The 20,361-nt window shown below is 68.8% G+C and carries 12 protein-coding genes and 5 pseudogenes; 11 read left to right on the forward strand and 6 right to left on the reverse strand.

Annotated elements, in window-relative coordinates:
- Positions 1 to 101: 101 nt before the first annotated feature.
- Positions 102 to 626, forward strand: a complete 525-nt coding sequence (locus ACZ7OO_RS41395) for a MarR family winged helix-turn-helix transcriptional regulator (protein ID WP_471512585.1) — start codon at positions 102 to 104, stop codon at positions 624 to 626.
- Between the two features lie 382 nt (positions 627 to 1,008).
- On the opposite strand, the pseudogene ACZ7OO_RS41400 reads toward ACZ7OO_RS41395, so the two are convergent.
- A pseudogene (locus ACZ7OO_RS41400) lies at positions 1,009 to 1,143 on the reverse strand (ATP-binding protein); the annotation flags it as partial.
- Positions 1,144 to 1,502: 359 nt separating this feature from the next.
- On the opposite strand from ACZ7OO_RS41400, the gene ACZ7OO_RS41405 reads away from it, so the two are divergent.
- Entirely contained in the window at positions 1,503 to 2,495 is a 993-nt protein-coding gene (locus ACZ7OO_RS41405) for a hypothetical protein (RefSeq protein WP_471512574.1), read from the forward strand.
- A gap of 669 nt (positions 2,496 to 3,164) precedes the next feature.
- Here the strand turns inward: ACZ7OO_RS41405 and ACZ7OO_RS41410 are convergent.
- Entirely contained in the window at positions 3,165 to 4,346 is a 1,182-nt protein-coding gene (locus ACZ7OO_RS41410; protein ID WP_471512575.1) for an adenosylhomocysteinase, read from the reverse strand.
- Between the two features lie 264 nt (positions 4,347 to 4,610).
- On the opposite strand from ACZ7OO_RS41410, the gene ACZ7OO_RS41415 reads away from it, so the two are divergent.
- On the forward strand, positions 4,611 to 5,042 hold the full coding sequence (locus ACZ7OO_RS41415; protein ID WP_471512576.1) for a hypothetical protein: 432 nt from the start codon (positions 4,611 to 4,613) through the stop codon (positions 5,040 to 5,042).
- Between the two features lie 65 nt (positions 5,043 to 5,107).
- Here ACZ7OO_RS41415 and ACZ7OO_RS41420 read toward each other — a convergent pair whose 3' ends face one another.
- Positions 5,108 to 9,136 (reverse strand): carboxypeptidase regulatory-like domain-containing protein, encoded by a 4,029-nt coding sequence (locus ACZ7OO_RS41420; RefSeq protein ID WP_471512577.1) that lies wholly within the window; start codon positions 9,134 to 9,136, stop codon positions 5,108 to 5,110.
- Between the two features lie 1,146 nt (positions 9,137 to 10,282).
- Between ACZ7OO_RS41420 and ACZ7OO_RS41425 the strand changes: the two are divergent.
- Both ACZ7OO_RS41425 and ACZ7OO_RS41430 read left to right on the forward strand, forming a co-directional pair.
- A pseudogene (locus ACZ7OO_RS41425) lies at positions 10,283 to 10,678 on the forward strand (transposase); the annotation flags it as partial.
- A 73-nt stretch (positions 10,679 to 10,751) separates the two neighbouring features.
- Positions 10,752 to 10,934: pseudogene (locus tag ACZ7OO_RS41430) on the forward strand (hypothetical protein); the annotation flags it as partial.
- A gap of 84 nt (positions 10,935 to 11,018) precedes the next feature.
- Here the strand turns inward: ACZ7OO_RS41430 and ACZ7OO_RS41435 are convergent.
- The gene (locus ACZ7OO_RS41435) at positions 11,019 to 12,059 is read right to left on the reverse strand and encodes a hypothetical protein (protein ID WP_471512578.1); all 1,041 of its coding nucleotides are present in this window, start codon (positions 12,057 to 12,059) and stop codon (positions 11,019 to 11,021) included.
- 442 nt (positions 12,060 to 12,501) lie between these two features.
- Between ACZ7OO_RS41435 and ACZ7OO_RS41440 the strand changes: the two are divergent.
- From ACZ7OO_RS41440 to ACZ7OO_RS41460, 5 genes and pseudogenes are all read left to right on the forward strand, one after another.
- Positions 12,502 to 14,211: pseudogene (locus ACZ7OO_RS41440) on the forward strand (ISAzo13 family transposase).
- Between the two features lie 354 nt (positions 14,212 to 14,565).
- Positions 14,566 to 15,495 carry an undecaprenyl-diphosphate phosphatase gene (locus tag ACZ7OO_RS41445; protein ID WP_471512579.1) on the forward strand — a complete coding sequence of 310 codons (930 nt, stop codon included), beginning with the start codon at positions 14,566 to 14,568 and terminating at the stop codon, positions 15,493 to 15,495.
- A gap of 222 nt (positions 15,496 to 15,717) precedes the next feature.
- The gene (locus ACZ7OO_RS41450; RefSeq protein ID WP_471512580.1) at positions 15,718 to 16,935 is read left to right on the forward strand and encodes an AbrB family transcriptional regulator; all 1,218 of its coding nucleotides are present in this window, start codon (positions 15,718 to 15,720) and stop codon (positions 16,933 to 16,935) included.
- A 240-nt stretch (positions 16,936 to 17,175) separates the two neighbouring features.
- Complete coding sequence (locus ACZ7OO_RS41455) at positions 17,176 to 17,844, forward strand: phosphatase PAP2 family protein (protein WP_471512581.1); 669 nt, start codon at positions 17,176 to 17,178, stop codon at positions 17,842 to 17,844.
- Positions 17,845 to 17,889: 45 nt separating this feature from the next.
- On the forward strand, positions 17,890 to 18,510 hold the full coding sequence (locus tag ACZ7OO_RS41460; RefSeq protein ID WP_471512582.1) for a DedA family protein: 621 nt from the start codon (positions 17,890 to 17,892) through the stop codon (positions 18,508 to 18,510).
- Positions 18,511 to 19,186: 676 nt separating this feature from the next.
- Here the strand turns inward: ACZ7OO_RS41460 and ACZ7OO_RS41465 are convergent.
- Positions 19,187 to 19,693: a M48 family metalloprotease gene (locus tag ACZ7OO_RS41465; protein WP_471512583.1), complete on the reverse strand. Its 507-nt coding sequence runs from the start codon at positions 19,691 to 19,693 to the stop codon at positions 19,187 to 19,189.
- Here ACZ7OO_RS41465 and ACZ7OO_RS41470 point away from each other — a divergent pair.
- Positions 19,680 to 20,123: a hypothetical protein gene (locus ACZ7OO_RS41470; protein WP_471512584.1), complete on the forward strand. Its 444-nt coding sequence runs from the start codon at positions 19,680 to 19,682 to the stop codon at positions 20,121 to 20,123. The two genes, ACZ7OO_RS41465 and ACZ7OO_RS41470, sit on opposite strands and share 14 nt — an antisense overlap.
- A gap of 31 nt (positions 20,124 to 20,154) precedes the next feature.
- Here ACZ7OO_RS41470 and ACZ7OO_RS41475 read toward each other — a convergent pair.
- A pseudogene (locus tag ACZ7OO_RS41475) lies at positions 20,155 to 20,361 on the reverse strand (hypothetical protein); the annotation flags it as partial.

Here is a 20,361-nt window from a genome sequence, read left to right on the forward strand (position 1 = left end):
GTTGTGGACGATTGTTTTGAGCTCTTGGTGATGCGAGGGTGGTGAGGGCCTGAGCCGACCGTGAAGTGAAGGGGAACCGAGCCATGAGTGACGACCAGGACATGCCCGAGCCGGGACCGGAGCCGGGGCCGGTTCTCCGGCCGCCGCTGCTGGACGACCATCTGTGCTTCTCGCTGTACGCGGCTTCCCGTGCGATCACCGGGGCCTACCGGCCGCTCCTGGACCCCCTCGGCCTGACCTACCCTCAGTACCTGGTCCTGGTCGCTCTCGGGGAGCACGGCGCCATGACGGTGAAACACCTCGTCGCCACCTTGCAGTTGGACTACGGCACCGTCACCCCGCTGATCAAACGCCTCGAGACGAACGGCCTGCTCACACGCAGGCGCCGCACCGACGACGAACGCGTCGTCGAAGTCGCCCTCACCGCCGAGGGCACCGCCCTGCACCGGCACATCGCGAGCATCCCGCCCGCCATCGGCGACGCCATCGGGCTCACCCCCGCCGAGATCACCAGCGCCCAGGACCTCGTCCGGCGCTTGACGGCCAACGTCCACCGCCACACCACCAGCACCCCACCCGCCGGAACGCCCGAACCGAGCGGGCCAGGTAGCGCTGCCGCCTCCTGACGTCCCGGAGCCCCGCACGTGGGGCTCCGGGACGCTGGAGGCGGCCCCACCCGGAAAGCGGAGCGCCCCAGCGCCCGGAAGGCGGCGCCGGGGCGCACGACTGAGACAGCTGGGACCACGGTTCTTCCTCTGCGGCCGCCCCGACATCCACGGTGAGCTGGGTACAGATTGTCTGCAGCGCCGCCAGACCGACACGGTCCGAGTCCTTCCCCCTTGCCCCAGGCTCCTCGCGAGCGTGTTGATGTCGGCGGCGGCTGAATCCTGGTTCTGGATGACATTTGGTGCCGGAGCCACGGAGGGCACCAGCTCGGCGATCACGAACCTGAATCCTGACCCGGTTTGGGCGGTCGAGTTCTGACCCACCGGGTCTGGTTGCCGGTGTTCAGTCGGAGTCGTGTGTCGCGGTGGGGACGCGTCCGAGTTGGCGTCCGCGCATGCGGTAGGAGTCGCCTTTGAGAGAGTGGACCTCGGCGTGGTGGACGAGGCGGTCGATCACGGCGGCGGCCACGGTCTCGTCGCCGAAGACCTCGCGTCAACGGCGTGTCTGGTGACGGTCACGCCGGGAAGGTAGCGGCCGCCGAGGCCACCCCACCTGGCTCCTACCCCATGTAGATGATCAAAGACATCCTCATGATATGTTTTTGAAGCGGCAAACATTTCCGTCGCGGCCGCGCGCCCTGATATCCCGACCCGGGAATCACCGGCCGGCCGCGCTTCCGCACTCTCCGGCGCCACACACCCCTGGGACCGCCTGCCGATCGGCAGTCGCCGTCGCGCCGACTCGACGTGTCAACCCATGAGAAATGAGTACCTGTCATGCGTTTCCTGAAGGCGTCTGCCAGAAAATCACTGCCCCGTTCCAGAAAAAGGAAGTGGATGGCAGCGGCGGTCACGGCGATCGCCGCGCTCGGTATCACCGCAGCCACACAGACAACGTCCTTTGCCGCACAGCCGGGCGAGGAAAGCGGGTGGCACCAGCAGTACGAAGGCGGGGTGCGCCTCCAGTCACTGGGCATGACAGAAGCGCGCGACACGAACGGCAACCTCGTCCAGGTGTGGCGCAACTTCGACAACAGCATCGGAATCTCACTGAACAACGGCCCTTGGCACGCCTGGCCGGGCGCCACGACCGGGGCCACCCCTCAGGTCATATCCACGGAGTACGGCTTCCGGATCTACCACACCGGCTCGAACGGGCGGATCTACTACGCCGGAATCACCACGACCGGAAACGTACTGACCCTGGGCAACTTCCAGGTGGTCCCCGGAAACGTCGTGACGCCGACCAACCAGCCTCCCGCCGTGACCGCGCTCCCCGGCGGTGAGTCCGTCTATCTGGCCTACCGAAGCTCCAACAGCAACCAGCTCTACGGCGTGTACTTCAACGGAGTGGGCAGCGACCGGTACCCCAACAACTGGGGCGGCCCCGCGTACATCCCCTACGCGCAGAGCAACGTGGCGCCCGCCATTGCGTACAACTCCTCCTTCGGACGCATCGCGCTCGCGTGGACGGGGACGGACAACGTGGTGAACCTCGCGACCCAGCAGTACGGGCACTCGGAGTGGTCGGAGCCCCGCCAGCTGGGTGATCATTCCGCTTACCTGACGCAGCGGACGCCGGCCCTCGCCCTGACCAACGACGGTGCGGGCCAGGTCGCCATCAGCGGCACCGACGGAAATCGGGCGTACGTCGGCTCCTTCTACAGGGACTCCACCCAGCCCGGCGGGTTCGTATGGTTCGGTTTCGCGCCCGAGTCCTCCGGCGGCAGCTGGACGAACGTCACACTGTCCACGAATCACGATGATGTCGAAATGAACGCCACGGACGTGAACTACTACGTCTACTGGAAGACGTCCGGCAAGTACTGAGACCGCTTACCGCCGGTCACCATCGGCACCGCAATAACCGGCGGCACACCGCGTACGCGATCCGGCCATTGCCGGTCTGCCGACTCCGGTAACCGGCCTCGCGGGTTACCGGAGTCGGTCGGCTGTAACGGGCAGTAGCGAACGGGCGTGAGACATGTGTCCGTGTTGTCAACCACGCGATCCTCGAAGGAGTTGAAGCCGGGATCGGTGGGTTCCCTCTTGGGCGATGGGCATACGGTCTGCACAACGCCCCGGGCCTTCCCCCATGAAGGTGGGCACGCGGTTATTGATCACGCGGCGAGCATGAGTTCAGCGGTGTGTCGGCGTTCGTATTCGTCGGGGCTGAGATGGCCGTTGGATCACGCACGCCCGCCGACACGCCCGCGACTACGAACGGCTCATCCAACACTCGGAGTCCCTGATCACCTGGGCCGCCATCACGCTCATGACCAGGCGCATCACCAGCAGGCAGTCCCGCCGTACCAACCAGCCGGCATCTCGAGAACGACAGGGACCGACGGTCGCCCGGACCGCCGCCACCCCGTTCCCACCGCGTTCCCAGCCCTTCGACTCTCCCACGGCGCACCCAGCCTGGTCACGTCTTTCAGGGGGAAGGCGATTCCGGGTGGCCCGGCCTGGCGGGGCGGGCCACCCGGGTTTCGATGGACCTCAGATGTGGCTCAGCATGGACACCAGGTCGGTGGCGACGCTCCTGTCGATGGGCTCGGGGACGGCCTGCACGCCCGGGCTGAGAGACTGATCCGTGGTCGTGGCAAGCGCGGCAAGGCTGCGGGCCTGGAGGGTGAGTCCGAGGTCCATCGCCTGGATCGGATTGCCCTTGGCCGCCGTGAGGTTGATCATCTTGGTATCGGCGAGCACGACCAGTTCACGACCGTCGTCGAGGCGGTGGACGGCTCGTTCCTGCCCGCTGGCGCCCGATCGGTGCACGGCCCGCGTGCGCTCGGCCAGCGCGTCCGTGTCCAGCTCCCACGGCCTGTGTCCGACCCCGGCGATCACCGCACCGTCCCGCAGGACGTCCAGCTCGGCTGTGCCGATCACTCCCGGGTGGCCGGTGGCCAGGAAGAGCAACTGGGTCCGGGGCAGAAGCTCGCTCAGCTCTCCGACCTGATGACCCGCCATCAGTGCCTCCAGAGCACGGTAAGGGTCGATGTCCGCCACCGCGACCCGGGCGCCCAGATGGGCAAGTGTGTCGGCGACCCCCCGCCCGCAGGGCCCATAGCCGACAACGGTCGCATGCGCACCGGGCAGCATGAGGTTGGTGGCGTTCATGAAGCCCTGGACAACGCTCTGGCCGACGCCGAACTCGTTCTCGACCAGCAATTTGAGCCGGCTGTCGTTGATGACGACTACGGGGAAGGGCGGCGGGGAGCTCCAGGATCGGATGTGCAGGCCGCCCGTGGTGGTCTCCTCAGTGGCCCCGATGACGCCGGGAAGACCCCCTCGAGCCATCACGGCCTCGATAAGGTCCGCACCGTTGTCGAGGATGAGGTCCGGCCTGGAGTCCAGTACCTGCGCGATGTTCCCGCGGTGCTGGTCGAGGTCGTCCGATCGGTGGCCGATGACGGTGACGCCGGCTGCGCGCAGGGCGTCCGCGGTGTCCTCTTGAGTGGTACCGGGGGAACCGGTCAGGGTGACCTGCGCGCCCGCCTGAGCCAGGAAGGACACCAGAACAGCGGTCTTCGGCTCGATGTGCAGACAGATCCCGATGCGCCGTCCCGCGAACGCGGCCGAGTGGGTCTGCATGGTGGCCGCGAGCAGCGGCATGTGACGGGCGGCCCACTGGGTGTCGTCGTGGGGGATCGTGCAGCGGACGGGGACGGTTGTTGTCATGACGAGATTCCTTGGCTGACGAGGTCGGTGAGGTGGGCACATGTGTGCCCTGGAGCTGAACCGACTTGTCAGCCGTAGAACTGGCTGAGATACGAGTGATCACCGAATATCCACAGATGGCGGCTCCCGCCAGTCATGGTCATCTGGGGGCCTCCTCTCCGGGAACGGTGACGGACATGCCTGCACAGTCGACGTTATACGCATAACCCCAGTGCGGCAAGAGACCCTTCGGGTTCAGAAACAGGCACCCACTGACATACCTGCGTGTCGGGGCACGGCTGTCCTCCATACAAGGGAGTAGACGCCGCGCACCTCGTCCTGACCGACATCGACCTGACCGACCGCCTCTTCTCCGGAGCCTTCCACCTCGACCAGCTCCGTCTCGAAGGACGCATCACCTTCGCCCCCGTGCCCACGGGCTGGCACCGCCGCGGCATCTTCCCGGCACGCTGGACCCGACGGCGCACCCTGGCCGAAGAACACCACTGGCGCGCTCACATCGCCGGCCACTCCACGGCACCCCGCGGCGTTCCCGTCTCGTCCAATCAGTGGCGTCCCGGCCCGCATCATCCGGCCCCCGCACTGACCCCCGACCCCGAGGATGTCGTCGCCCTCCACCGCCAGCTGCGCAAAGCCTCCGCAGACGGACAGAACGAGCTCGGCGCCGCCGACTTGGGTCAGTGCAGCGGCCGTTGATGAGCTACGCCTGGGCAGGGGGTGGACTGACCTCCGGTGTCCGGCCCGGGCGCAGACTTGCTTCGCTACGCCAGTGGTCGGCGTGGCGGAACGGCAGCTCTTTGTGCGGTAGTTGACACGGTGAAGTTCACCTTCGTCTCGCTGCCTGGCTTCGTGGTCACCTGCCGGCTGGTGCCGGCATGTCCGTCGGCGCCGGCGGTGATGGTCAGCGTTGCCGGAGGCAGCCACACGTCGTACTGGCCGCGGCTGTCGGTCGTCACCGTGATCAGGTGCCTGCCCGCATCGGACAGAACGATCGCAGCCCCGGGAAGGGCGTTGCCGGTGATCGCGTCGGTGACCGTGCCGGAGATCCGCGCCCAGGAGGCGGGCGCGGTCGACCGGAGGGTGACCGGGACGGGGTGACTCGGGTAAGGCGAGTCGGTGATCAGGGACAGTGCCGACGCGTAGTCGCCCGGGGTCGCGAGGACGCCGGCGTCGGCGGTGACCCGTATCCGAGCCGAGTGGCCGGGTGCCAGGTTCACCGTGGTCCTGCTCTCCGACAGCCAGTTCACGTCATCGCCCCCGCACTGGTCGAACCCGGTCAGGGTCTTGACGCCGGTGGTGCCGATGGGCATGGGCCCGGTCGCCCCTCCGATCAGGGACAGTCCGCAACCGGTGCCGCGCCCCGCACCGTCGACGGCCGTGGGGGCGTCGGGCAGGTTCGTCCAGACATCGGCCACCGGGTCGTACTGCACGGCCCGGTGGGTCTGTCCGCCGGGAATGGTCCGGCCTCCGGCGACTTGGAGTTCACCGCCTGCGGAGCTGTACGACCCGAGGTAGTCGTTGTACGGCATGTCGGCGGCATGCGTCCAGGTGTCCGTCTTCGGGTGGTAGACGTAGGTGCTCGCCAAGGCAGTGACGTGCCCCTGCCGTTCGGTCTCGCCCCCCGCGCACACGATACCGCCGACAATCCCGCCGCAACCGCCCGAGTCCATGGCGGTCGGGTAGTCGGCGATCCGGGTCCAGGTGTTGCCGGCCGGGTCGTAGCGGTAGGCGGCCGTCGAACTCTCTGTGGCCGTCTGGCCGCCGATCACGTACAGCTTGCCATCGAATACGGCGGCGTTGGAGAGGTCCAACGCCTGCGGCAGATCCGCGACCCGTGACCAGCTGTCGCTGCCCGGGTGGTACGCGTAGGTGGTGGACTCCACCGTGCCGCTTCCTCCCGTCGGGGGGTAGTCCAAGCCCCCGACAACGTACAGCGTGCCGTCCACGAACGCGCCTGTGGCGGCCGTCCGCAGCTCGGGCAGGTCGGCAATCCGTGCCCAGGACCCGGCTGCCGGATCGTACACGTAGTTGTGCTTGACGAGCGCGGACTGCCCGAGCATGCCTCCGCCGAACACGTTCATTGTCCCGCCCACCGAGTACGTCCTGCCCTCATAGGAGCCCACGACGTTTTCGATGACTGGATCGGGGTAATCAGGCAGGCTCTGCCACGACCCGTCGGCCGCCGCCGTCGGCGTGGTTCCGGGTGAGCCGACGTTCTGCTCGTACACCGAGACCTTGAGGGGCGCGGTGCCGGTGTTGGTGAGGGTGACGTCCTTGCTCGCCTTGCTCCCGAGCCCGGTCTTCAGCGACAGGTCGGCAGGCGTGACCTTCAACCGGCCCGCCTTCATGACGGGGTTGTAGACGTGTACGGCGCCGGACGCGGTGACGGTGGCATGGGTGGTCGTGTACCGCGGCGCCGTCGTGGTGACGGTGTGGCCGCCCGCCTTCGGGCTGTACAGCCAGAAGAAGCCGTCAGGCAGGTTCGCGTCGTCCGGGGTGGTCTTGCTGACCGTGGTGGCGAAGGCGTCCGTCACGGGAGCGGACGTGTCCGTCACCGTCGCGCCGTTCAGCGGCTGGTGGGTGTTGGCGTCGATGACCTCGCCCTCGATCAGTCCGCCGCCGAGTGCTCGGCACTGGCCGACCGACACGTTCGACAGCTGGAAGAACGACTGGTCCTGGCCGCTGAAGTGGAAGCGGACCTGGACATCGCGGTGGCCGAGTGCCTGCGTGAGCGGGACATCTACGGATCCGTCGACACCGTCGACGGCGCGGTACACCTGCTTCCACGTTCTGCCGCCGTCGGTGGTGACGGACGCGTCGGCCTCGGAGCCTGCCACGAGCGCGGCGGCCGCGTTGAACCTGAGATCGGCGCTCTTCCACCCGGCCAGGTTGAACCGCGGCGAGGTCAGGTCCGTGTCCTCGGCCACGCCGTTGCTCTGGGAGCCAGCGGTCGCGAAGCCGCCCGTGCCTCCGGTGAGGTTCCCTCGGCCGCCGGGGTCGTCGAACTGCCAGCCCTTCGCGGACGTGCCGTGGTCGGTGACGGTCCAGCCGTACTTTGGGGCCGTGGTCCATCCGTCAAAGTCGGCCTGCGCGGGGTACCCGTATCCGGGTGCGGTGCACTGCGTGGTGTCCGGCTTGACGGTGACGTTGCGGCGGAGGTCGCTCGCGCCGAGCGCGAGCGTCGTGTCGGACGGCGTGTACCCGGGATAGACCGGCGTGACGTCCATCGCGTACTCGGTCTGCTCGGGCAGGGCCATCGAGTAGGTACCGGTCCTGGGATCGGTGTACACCGGCCCGTCGGGGTCGCCGTCGATGGTGATCCTCGCGTAGAGCGGCCAGCCGTGGCCGGAGTCCGTGACCGTGCCCGTCACCGTGCGCTTCGGCTTCTTCGTGAGTGTCACGTCCGCGGTGGTTCTCCCGCCGGCTGCCACCACGACGCCGCTGACCGTCCCTTTTCCGTATCCGAACACCGAGACCGACAGGTCATACGTACCGGCGGACACACTGACCTGGTACTGACCCGTGCTGTCCGTGATCGCACGGAACGTGAGCTGGTGGGTGGCGTCCGTCAACACGACGGGCACTTGGGCGACGGGAGCGCCGCCCGCGTTGTTCGTGACCTTTCCGCTGACGGTTCCCTGCGCACCCATGGCCAGGGCGGCGACACCGTTCGGCGTGCCGAGCCCGGTGGGCCCGTCCCAGCCGGGGCCGGCGGTGCACAGTACGGTGCCGCAGGTCCCGTTGGAGCCCGCGGTGACGTCGAACAGGTCGCTGCGGGCGTGGATGTAGGGGTACGTCACCGGATAGGTTCCCGGGGCAGGGGCTCCCGCCAGCGCGTACATCGCGGCGATCAGCGGCGACGACAGGCTTGTGCCGCCGATCTGAACCCAGCCGCCTTCAAGGGAGTTGTACACCGCCAGGCCGGTGTTCGGGTCCGCGACTGCGGAGATGTCCGCTGTCGCCCTGTTCGCGCAGTCGGTCGCCAGTTCACTCTGATACACGGGCCGCGGCTCGAACGAGGAGCACCCGCTTCCACCCTGGGACCACGGCGTCTCGGTCCACCCGCGCGAGCTGCCGGGGGCCGCGGTCAGGGTCGTGCCACCGACCGCGACGACGTTCGGGTCGGAGGACGGCCACTCGACGATGTTGCCGATGTCGCCGCTCGACGCGGTGACCACGACGCCCGGATGATCGTAGTCGGCGTCGTTCACGCGTCCGGCCGCGACGGCATCCGACAAGCCGTAGGAGTTGGACACGAACTTGGCGCCGAGTGCTACCGCGGTCTTGACGGAGGCGCCCAGATCGGACGGTACGTTGGAGTCCGCCTCGACCAGCAAGATGTTGCAGGCGGGACAGGCCGCCGAGACGGCGTCCAGGTCGAGCGCGGTCTCCTGGGCCCAGCCGGAATCGTCCGGCGGGTAGTCGGTGCTGCCCCGCTGGTCGACTTTGCGGAAACAGCCGCTCTGCGTGGTGCAGGCGGAAAGCCCGTACTGCCGACGGAAAACCGTGAGATCGGACTCCGCGGAGGAATAGCCGTAGGCGTCCACGATAGCGACGGTCTGGCCCTGGCCGGTGGCCGGCAGGTGGTAGGCGGCCTGGATGTCCGCAGGGGTCAACGCGCTGGCCGGCGGCTCGTCCGCGTCGGCCATCACGCGATGGCCGGACGTCCGCACCATCGCGAAGCAGTTCACTTCACCCGTGGGGTGGTAGCAGTCGGCCGGCTGGTAATCAGCGTTTTCCGGCGCCTGCTTCTTCGAGGAAGCGGGCAGCGCGGCTCGCGGTTCGGGCACGTTCGCGGCCGGCGGGTGGCGGCCTGCCGGGTATGAGTCGTCGATGCGGCGGCGACTGCGGGCGTCTGGACCGCGGCAAGCAGGCCGAGGCAGACGGATATAAAAATCGTTACAAGGGCGCGAGGGCGCCCGCGTCTCACCATGACGGGAAATCCTTCGTCGAGGTCGTGGGACGTCGGAGTGGAGGATGGCTTGGCCGGTGGGTGTCTCGCGGTCGGGAACATCCCGGACCGGACCCTGGCGCTCTGCTTGAGGCTCGCCCTCGGAAGGACTCGCCTCATCGGTACCACTCGACGATGAAAAGCCCCTTCAGCACGCTTCGGGGGTACGGCTCGTCAGGCGAGCCGTTTCGGGGCCGGCAGCGCAGTGCCGCCGCTTCGTCGCGGTCGGATGCTGCTGCCGGTGCCGGGAGGGGACGGATCCGAGGGCCTGTAGCCGCCAGAAGCTGCCTGCGCGAAACGTAGGCCGGTGACTGGCCTGATCTCGGCACGGCGCAGGTCCAAGAAGGTTGTCGCACCCGTCTTGGGCGTGCCGCGGGTGTGCCGGGAAGAGACCTTTGATGTCGTGGCGGACGGCGCGGATGCCTGATCGACAGCGGTGTCCGAGGGGGTATCAGCGGCAGTCAGCCGAATGGCTGTTACCGACGGCACGGCGACTGCGGGTCCTTGCGGACCGGCGATCGCTCTTCGCCGTCTCGCGGGTCCCTGCTCTGCTGACGTCCTCAACCCTGTTGCTCCGTTCCTGCCTCGGCCTGTCCGCCCCGCACATCGGCGAGGCAGGCCATGGAATGTTTCAATCCCCCAGGGAGCCATTGGGGTGGTTATTTCATTTACCGGTCAAGAGGTTGACTGTTAAAGATCACGTTTCATCGGTCGGGATCGCGACATGGAATGATGCAAAAGGGGTCAAGTCGACGCTCAACTGCCGTGAAACCGCGCCGCGTTCCGCGCTTTGACGCCCTGTCTGGTTCAGGCCGCACGCTCGCGGGCGTGGTCCCCGCGCAGGCGGGGTGGTCCGCGCCTCCACAGCCCGGGGCTGACGGTGGCCGCGTCCATGGACGGATTCCACCTCGCCCACAAGGTCATCGAAGCCCGGGGGCAGGTAGCCGGCAAGGGCACGATCGACATCTTCGACGCTGACGGCACTCCGGGACTGCTCGAGGTGAACGGCGTCGGCCCGGACAGCGCCGCGGCCCTGCTCATCGCTGCCGGGGACAACCCCGAACGCCTGGGCAACGAGGCATCCTTCGCCGCCTTGTGCGGCACCAGCCCGGTCGAGGCTTCCTCCGGCAAGACCCAGCGTCGCAGGCTCAACCGGGGCGGTGACCGCCAGGCCGATGCCGCCCTCTTCCGGATCCTCCTCAGTCGCCTGCGCTGGGAAAGCCGCACCCAGGACTACATGCGCCGACGCCTCGCCGAGGGCAAAACGCGCCGCGAGATCATCCGCTGCCTCAAACGGTACGTCGCACGAGAGATCTACCGAATCATCGTCCCCCAAACCCCCCTGGCAGACCGCACGGCCCCAGCCCGAGACGCCGCTTGACATCCATAGGGGCATCAACGCCGTCAGCGAGGCGTTCAACAGCGTGCTCAAGGTCGAGTAAGTCCACCGGTACACGTTCGCCACCCGCACCGAGGCCCGACTGCGGATCGCGACCTGGATCACCGGCTTCTACAACACGCACCGACTACACAGCCTGTGCGGGTTCAAGAGTCCGATCGACTACGAGCACGACCACCGGGCCAACTCCGCCGTGGAGCTGGCCGATCAGAAGGTCTCCACAGTTCGAGGGGATTGACAGGCCACCGGCCTGCTCACCACCCGCCCCGGAAACCGAAAAGGCCCGCCGACTCCGTCGACGGACCCTCACGCAAGATCGAGGTCAGTACGTTCGCTTCTCAGTCATCCTGTGGCCGTTTTGCAGCATTGCGGCGGCATAGATCGTGAGTCCCACCGCATAGAAGAATGGAGCCGCATTGATGGCAGTGTTGTACGCGTCCCTGATCCAGTTTCCCGTATGGATCGTATTAGCACTTTCATCCACATCGAGATCCATCCAGGCCAGTACACCGTCCTGGGTCTCGATCCCGACCTGAGCATGCCCACTCGTGGGTCCCGTAGAGGCGATGACGGGCCTCGCGTTTGTTTGCCAGCCGCCAGGCAGTTCGATCCACTCCGGATTCCAAGTGACGGCATTACTACCCCGAGGAACGACTCCGATCTGAATGTAGACCCTATTGTTGGTCCCTCGATGCACGACCACAAGGAAGTCGCCCATGTTGTTAGGAGCGGAGGTTATGCTCCCCATCTGCGCGATGGCGGGAGAACTCATGGTTACACCGTTACCGGCGACCTGGCCCATGCCGGTCCAGTTCCAGTTTTCGTCGAGGTACCCCAGGTACATGTGGCTTTCCGTGCCACGCCAGACCACGTAGAGCTGGGTACCGCCCGCGAATGTTGTCACCGACGGCGTTCCGAGGGTCGTCACACTGGCGGGCAGAGCAACCCAGGAACCAGTCCAGTAGTGAAAGTCGTAGTCGAACAGCTGATAGTAGATTCGATTATCCACTCCGCGATGGAGAGCGACCATGTGGTCATTAAAGACGGCCAGTGTGGGCGCATTGGACGTTTGAGCGCCGCCCGGTATTTCTTGGGCCGCACCCCCATTGAATGACCAGTAAAGGGCCGTAGCCCCACTACCTTCGCCGCGCCAGATTCTCAGCTCGGTGGTGGTGTTGGGCACTGCGGCGACAGCGGGGGTGTCACCAGAAACCATGTTACTGGGACTCTGTGCGCCACTCCACGGGAACTGAGATGCGGAAGCCGACGTCGCGGCCACGACGCTTACTCCCATGGCCGCCATGAGGGCGACCGCGAAAAGTCGCCAGCGGGTCCATTTGAACATTTCCTGCCAATCTTCCATGCGCAAACAGCCCGGCACACAATAGTGAACCAGAACGTCGCAACATCTCGCGAGATGTTGCGACGAGACAGCGTTTCCTTGCCGCCGGGACGATGATGTACAGCCATTGCTGCAACAAGGAAACGACCGACGGTGCTACAGCGGTTCAGAGATGCGCGTGAGACGAATATCACTTATCCCTGGCAGTCAGGAGCATGACTGCGAGCCCATAGGCCTTCAAGGAAATTTCAGTGCTCCCTGCTGACCGAAGTCAAACCATGCCACAGGCCCGGCTGATACAACTCGACATGGCTGGTCCACCGAACTTGCCGCACTTGGAAGTTGGCGATCCGTCAGCCCACGCGGGTAATGCCCAGGGACCTGCCGAACAATAACTCTGCGGTTTTCGTGGGCTGTTGGGTCGTAGGATGCAGGAGTGTCGGAGGGCACGAAGGCAGAGCTGGTGGAGGCGTTCGGGCTGTTGCTGCCGCATCTCGATGAGCGCCAGCAGCGCCTGACGCTGGGCGCCGCGGCCCGCGTTCTGGGCCACGGCGGGATCCGCATGGTGGCCGGAGCGGCCGGGGTGGCGGAGTCCACGGTGTCGCGCGGGAAGCGGGAGCTGGAGCACGCGGAGGAGCCCGCTGGCCGGGTCCGGGCACCGGGCGCGGGTCGGAAGCCCTTGCGGGAGGCCGATCCGGGGCTGGTGCCCGCGTTGCTGGCGCTGGTCGAGCCGAACCAGCGGGGTGACCCGGAATCTCCGCTGCTGTGGACGGTGAAGTCCACACGGAATCTGGCGGCCGAGCTGACGCGTCAGGGGCACCGGGTCGGTTCGGACACGGTGGCCGCGCTGTTGAAGGCGGAGGGCTTCTCTCTGCAGGGCACCTCCAGGACCACCGAGGGAGCCCGGCATCCGGACCGGGACGCCCAGTTCCGCTACATCAATGACCAGGTCACGGAGTACCTCGCCGACGGGCAGCCGGTCATCAGCGTGGATGCCAAGAAGAAGGAGACGCTGGGCAACTACGCGGTCATCGGACGCGAGTGGCACCGTGCCGGACAGCCGGTGCAGGTCCGCGCACATGACTTCCCCGAGAAGGGCGCCCAGAAAGCGGTGCCGTACGGGATCTACGACATCGGCGCGGACGCAGGCTGAGTGTCGGTGGGCTGCGACGGGGACACCTCTGCCTTCGCGGTGGCCACTTTGCGCCGCTGGTGGAACGGTGAGGGGCGCTGCCGCTACTCGCACGCCTCCCGCCTGCTGGTCACCGCCGACGCCGGAGGCTCCAACGGTTACCGTGTGCGCGCCTGGAAGAAGGATCTCGCGGACTTCGCCTACGAGACGGGCCTTGAAGTGACTGTCTGTCACTTTCCACCGGGAACATCGAAATGGAACAAAATAGAGCACCGGCTGTTCTCACAGATCAGCATCAACTGGCGTGGCAGGGCCCTGACCAGCCACGAAGTCGTCGTCAGCACCATCGGAGCGACCACGACACGCAGCGGACTGTCCGTCCACGCCGAGCTCGACCCCGGCGCCTACCCCACCGGCGTCACCATCCCCGACACCGTCATGGAACGCCTTCCTCTCACGCCGCACGAGTGGCACGGCACGTGGAACTACACGTTGCGCCCCGAACCGCTCGCTCCTGAATTGTCCCCGCCCAGCGTCGAGTTCGGACGCTTTCCCACCGGCGACAAGCTCCCCATGTGGCTGCGGCACCCCAGCCTCACCGGACTCGAACCCGCCGCCTTCGACGATCTCGCCGCCCGTTACCAAGCCTGGTGTGCCGAGCACCCGCCGATCTTCCTGCCCGGCAAACGCCCCGACGGCGGGCCCGGCGCCGGCAGCAGACGACTCTCCGTCGCCGACCAGCTTGTCGTCTTCCTCCTCACGAAGCCCTGGACCATGGCCCAGACGCCACTCGCCGAGGCGACCGGCCTGGCCAAGAGCCGGATCGGCGCGACCGTCCGGGAGGCCACACCCGTACTCACCGGGCTCGGGTACACGGTCCCGGTCGGCGCCCTCACCGTGACCACGGCACAACAGCTCGCCGCGATCGCCGGGCACGACCTCACACCCCGTAATCCTCACCAACATCTAGGAGTTATTGTTCGGCAGGTCCCTGCCCTGTCGATTCCCATGCCGGATGCGCTTGCACGACCTCGCCGCTGAGCTCCGCCGCAGGCTCGGGTACCTCGCGGTGGACGCATGGGCGCTGGAAGGGAGCCGGCAGTTTCCCGGCGACTCCGCCTGGTCGGAGGTGGGCGCGCGAGGTCAGCGGCGATGCCGTGGACCTGGAAGGCGGCGGTGAAGAGCGCCGCGTACCGCAGCCACATCCGCCCGCGCGGCGCGGCCCCGCTGTCATGGGACGGTCGCCCGGTGTTCACCTGCATCGGTTGCGGCTCGCTCCGCCGCCTTCTACATTCGCGTAGAACTTCTACACCCGCGTAGAAGAAGTGTCCCCCGAGTGCGCCCTGCGCCCGGCGGCCCACCCCCTCGCTCTCGAATCTTGACGAGGAATCCCCCGTGACTGAACTGTCCTACCTGCAGGCCGTCGTCATCGGCGCCCTGCAAGGCGTGACCGAGCTCTTCCCGGTCTCCAGCCTCGGCCACTCCGTGCTGCTGCCCGCCTGGATCGGCGGCTCGTGGCAGCACCTGGTCACCGAGACCTCCACCGGCGACTCTGAAGCCTCCCCCTACCTGGCCTTCGTCGTTGCCCTGCACGTCGCGACCGCCTGCGCGCTGCTCATCTTCTACCGCAAGGACTGGGTCCGGATCATCCGGGCCCTGGTCTCCTCGCTGCGCTCCCGCTCGGTCCAGACCTCGGCCGAGCGGCTCGCCTGGCTGCTGGTGGTGGCCACTATCCCGGTCGGCGTCACCGGGCTGGCGCTGGAGCACACCTTCCGCACTCTGTTCGCCAAGCCGCTGGCTGCCGCGGTGTTCCTGACCGTCAACGGGCTGATACTGCTGGTCGGCGAGCGTCTGCGGCGCGGCGCCGAGGCCCGCTCCGCGAGCCTGAGCGCCGGTCCCGGGGCGGCAGTCGCGGCCGACACGCTTCCGCGGGCCGGTTCCCGGCGGCTGGAGACGCTGAGTTACCGCGAGGCCGGGGTCATCGGCCTGTTCCAGACGCTGGCGCTGTTCGCCGGGATCAGCCGGTCGGGGATCACCATGGTCGGCGGGCTGCTGCGCGGCCTGGACCACGAGGACGCCGCCAAGTTCTCCTTCCTGCTGGCCACGCCGGTCATCCTCGCGGCGGGCGTCCTGAAGATGCCCAGCCTGGCCGGGCCCGCGGGCGCGCACATCCACGGCCAGGTCATCGCCGGTTTCTTCACCGCCGGGATCTGCGCGTACGTCGCCGTGCGCTTCCTGTCCCGCTACTTCACCACCCGCACCCTCACTCCGTTCGCGGTCTACTGCCTGTTCGCCGGGGTTGGCAGCATCATCTGGTTCGCCTGACGGCCCAGTTGGCTGCCGAGTCGACGGTCGCCGAGTTGCCGCCTCCCGTGCCGGTCCCCTACAGTCACAGTTACTTCTACACGCGTGTAGAAATTGCTGTCTCCGAGGTGTGCCATGCCCGCATGCCCTCCCATGTCCTGCGGCGGGGCGGGCGGGCATGTGTCTCGGCGCGGACAGCTCTCCTCCTGCTGCACCTTCGACTCCTTAGACCCTGGAGCCACCGTGCCCCTGTTCTCGCCGTCGAGTACGGCCGAGCAATCCCCTGCCTCCGCTCCCGAAGGCGCGGTAGCGCGGCTGCGCGCCGCCGCGCCGCGCACCGCCGTGTGGGTGGCGCTGGCGGCCGTCGTCTGGTTCACCGGCAAGGCCGCCGAAGAGATCGGCCTGCCCGCCCCGCACCTGCTGTCCGCCGTCCTGTGGGGCATCACCGCCGCCCTGTCCGGACTCCTGCCCACCGGCATGCCGCCCCGGGTCCACACCGCCGCGCAGGCCGTCGTCGGCGTGGTGATCGGCACCTACTTCGACGTCCACGCGCTGCGCAGCAGCGGCCCCGCCCTGCTCCCGCTGCTCGCCGTGACCCTGGCGACCCTCGCGCTCAGCCTCGCCGCCGGGTTCACCTTCGCCCGCCGCAGCCCCATCGACGAGCGCACCGCCGCACTGGGCATGGTCGCGGGCGGCTCGGCGGCGATCGTGGCCACCGCCAAGGACCTGGGCGCCGACGGCCGCGTGGTGGCGTTCATGCAGTACGTACGCCTGACCCTGGTCGTGCTCAGCACCCCGCTGCTGGTCCGATTCCTCCTCGCCCCGCACAGCGCCGGCTTCGGCCTGCTCGGCGCCGACGAGATCGAGGTCGAGAACTCGGTTACCGGGTACGCCTTCCTGGCCGCCGCCGCGATCGCCGGCGGCATCCTCGGCGTACGGCTGCGACTGCCCGCCGGCGCCCTACTCGGCCCCGTCCTGCTGGCGGCGGTCGCGACCGCCGCCGGATACGGCAGCCAGCCCCCCGAGCTGGCCCGCGAACTGGCCTTCACCGTCATCGGTCTGGAGGTCGGCCTGCGCTTCACCCGCGACACCCTGCGCACCCTCGGCCGACTGCTGCCCAAGGTCCTGCTGTACTCCGCCGCCACCACCGCGGCCTGCGGCCTGCTCGCCTGGGCCGTCACCGCCTTCACCCACATCACCCTGGTCGACGCCTACCTCGCCACCACCCCCGGCGGCATCAACGCCGTCCTGGCCACCGCCAGCGCGTCCAACGCCAACGTCACCCTCGTCTTCGCCGTCCAGGCACTACGCCTGTTCCTCATGGTCCTCGCCGCCCCCGCCCTGATCCGCTGGATCCTGCGCCGCCGCACCGCAGCCGCCGGACAGTCGGCCGCCACCGCACAGCCGGCACCGGCCGGCACCCCCGACCCGCTCGACGACCTCACCCCAGCGGGCCGCTGACCCCCATGCGCGCACGGGCGGCGGCCGGGCACGGCCGCCGCCCGCTTGCTTCAACCGGGCGCTCCGGGCAGCGAGTCGGTATGCAGACCCGGGGGTTGAGGGTTTGGCCATCCCTCGTTCATCATCTACAGTCGCGTAGAAGTTAACTTTTACGTGCGTGTAGACGATTGTCTGCCCGACTGCCGTATACACCCGCCCCGCGGCGCCACGCGCGGGGCGGGGCGGCGGGAAAGAGCCCCCTTGCCTCTCGATCACCTTGCGGCCACCGCCTCCGGCCCGCTGTCCGCCTTCGACGGCCCGTCCTTCGACGGCGACTGGTACACCAAGGTCACCGACGCCGCCCGGCACACCCCCGGCTGGCTCAACACCGCCGTGGACCTCTGGACCACCTACGGTGTTCTGCTCTTCGGCGTCCTGCTGGCAGCCGCCTGGTGGTCCGCCCGCCGCACCGGCCCCCGGGCCATGACCGCCGCCCTGTGCGCGCCCGTCACCATCGCCGCCGCCCTGGCCGTCAACGCCACACTCAAGACCCTGGTCAGCGAGGTCCGCCCTTGCCGGGCGCTGCCGCACTCCTTCACCGTCGAGCCGTGCCCCGCCGCGAGCGACTACTCCTTCCCCAGCAACCACTCCGCCATGGCCGGCGCCGTCGCGATGGCCGTGCTGCTGATCAACTGGCGCCTGGGCGTACTCGCCTCGGCCGCCGCGCTGCTGATGGCAGCCTCCCGCGTCTGGGTCGGCGTCCACTACCCCCACGACGTCCTCGTCGGCCTGGCCGTCGGCGCCACCGTCGTCCTCGCCGGATACGCCGCCCTGCACAGGCCGGCAGCACGGCTGCTGGAAACGCTGACCCGCACCCCGCTGCGGCCGGTGCTCACCACCACCGCGCCCGCCACCACCGCGGCAAGCTGACCGGCTGGACCTGACCGCGGCCGGCCCTGGCAGGAGGATTGACGCATGGCCCCACCGCTGCCCGGCCCGCTGGCCCACCTGGCCCCGCTGCTGGACCACTACGGCTACCTCGCCGTCGGCGTACTGGTCTTCGTGGAGGACTTCGGCATCCCCGTCCCCGGCGAGACCATCCTGATCGCCGCCGCCGTCTACGCCGGGGCCGGGCAGCTGAACATCGCCGCCGTCGCGATCATCGCCCTGATCACCGCGATCGCCGGGGACAACGTCGGCTACCTGATCGGCCGCAGCGGCGGCCGGGCCTTCGTCCACCGCTGGGGCCGCTACGTCCTCCTCACCCCGCAGCGTTTCCAGCGTGCCGAGGACTTCTTCACCCGCAACGGCGCCGCGGTCGTCACCGTCGCCCGCTTCATCGAGGGACTGCGCCAGGCCAACGGCATCATCGCCGGAACCACCGGCATGCCCTGGCCCCGCTTCCTCGCCTTCAACACCCTCGGCGCCGCCCTGTGGGTCGGCCTGTGGTCAGCACTCGGCTACGTGGCAGGCACCGACATCGGGCCGATCTACCAGCAGATCACCCGCTACCAGACCTACGCCCTGATCGGCCTCGGCGTCCTGGCCGCCGCGCTGATCGCCCGGCACCTGCTCCGCCGCCACCACACCCGCTGACCACCCCGAAGCCGGCTCAGGGCTCGGGATAGCGCCGGCTCCGGCCCACCGCCTGCGCGTCGGGACACCGCCCGGGCCGCAGCCGCGGTCACGGCCGCCAGCACCGCGAAACCACCGGTCAGCGTCGCGGCCGCCGCGACACCGGCGACCAGCAGCAGGCCGCCCGCGTCCCCCAGCTCCGCCACCCCCATCATCAGCTCGATACGCCCGGCCGGGGCAGAGACGGCCAGCGCCACGAAGCCCAGCGGAGTGATCAGCCCGGTCCCCACTCCGATCAGCACGGCGGCAAGCCCACACCGGACGGGCCCCGGCAGCATCGCCCCGCCTCCGCGGCCAACTTGTCTCTGTCCAGGGCCCGGCCGGCCTGCGGCTGGACCACCGCCGCGCATGCCGCCAGCACCGAGACCACCGCCCCGGTCGCCACCGGTCCCAGCCCCGCGGCGGCCCCCGACACGGGCAGGAAGCCCAACCCCACCGAAAGCGCCGCCGTCGGCCGCAGAAAAGGTCTCCCGGCCCTTCACCACCGTCTGCCGGGCCCGCGGCAGTGCAGGCACAGACAACCGCCGCACCGCGACCCACCCCGGGCCCGGGGCCGAGCCCGCATCCGCTGAGCCGTACCGCAGCGGCGTTCCCTGGATGTGCTGGTGCCCCGCCCTGTGGCGGGCAACCGGCACTGTCACCAGGCGCCGACCAGTTTCAGCAGGACGTGCAGATCATGGGCGGCCTCGGCGGTGCACCACACCGCGACGCCCAGCACCACCGCCGTGACCAGGGCCGGGACGGTGCGATCCGCCACCGGCGGGGCGAGCAGGGCGGCAACGCGCCGCGGGACGGGGCCCGCGGAGGCCAGCGGGCCGCGACGGCCGAGTACCCCGAGCACCCCCATGGCGGCCCCAGGGTGCCGGGAGCGTCCCGGCGCGTGGCGGGCGGCCAGGGCGGCCTTGCCGACGGCGCGGGCAACGCCCCGGCGGTCGCCGACGACCGTGGCGGCGCGTTCGTCGGCCCACCGCTCGATGGTGAACGTCACGGCCGCAGCCAGCGGGCGCAGCAGCGGATTCGCCGCGGCGCCGAACTGCGCGAGGGCGACGAACGCGTAGTGGTGACCGGCCAGATGGGCGCGTTCGTGAGCGAGCAGAATGCCGTGCTCCATGTCGTCGAGGGCGTCCAGCATGCCGGTGGACACGACCACACGGCCGGGCAGCCCCCGGCAGGGCGAACGCCTCCGGCGCCGGGTCGTCGACGACCACAAGGCCGTCCGGCGCCGGCATGCACGCCGCGTCCAGCACCGCGCCCGCCAGCGTCCTCGCCCGACGCCACAGCATCCGCGACGCGACGACGACGGCCGCGGCCAGCAGCAGCCCGGCGGCCACGGCGACGGACAGCCCGGCCGGGGCATCCTGCCGGGCAGCCGCCGGCGACCAGTGGCCCAGCCCGGCGAGCACGGGTATGCGGATCAGCCCGGTCAGCGCCAGCAGGGCCAGCGAGACGGTGCCCGACGCGGCCACCACCACGGCGGAGACGGTCAGCAGCCAGGTGGCCAGCCGCGGCTCGCACCGCCCGCTCAACAACCGCGCCCCCGCGCCGCGAGCAGCGGCAGCAACAACGGCAGATAGACAACGACGCGCATCTGATGTGCCCGTGCCCCTACCGGCTCTGGTCCGGGCCCGGCCCGAGCATCCGGCGCAGCAACTCCTCATCGGTGCCCGACAGTCCGTCCACGAAACGCTCCAGCACCGCCTCACGGTCCACCCGCTGAGAGAGGGTCTTCCAGGGCCGCTGTGGCTTGATCAACTCGGTTTCGAACAGGCCGATCGTGCTCTCCATCAGGGCGTTGTCGTACGCGTCGCCGAC

The organism is Streptomyces sp. NPDC111744 (genome assembly GCF_055634995.1).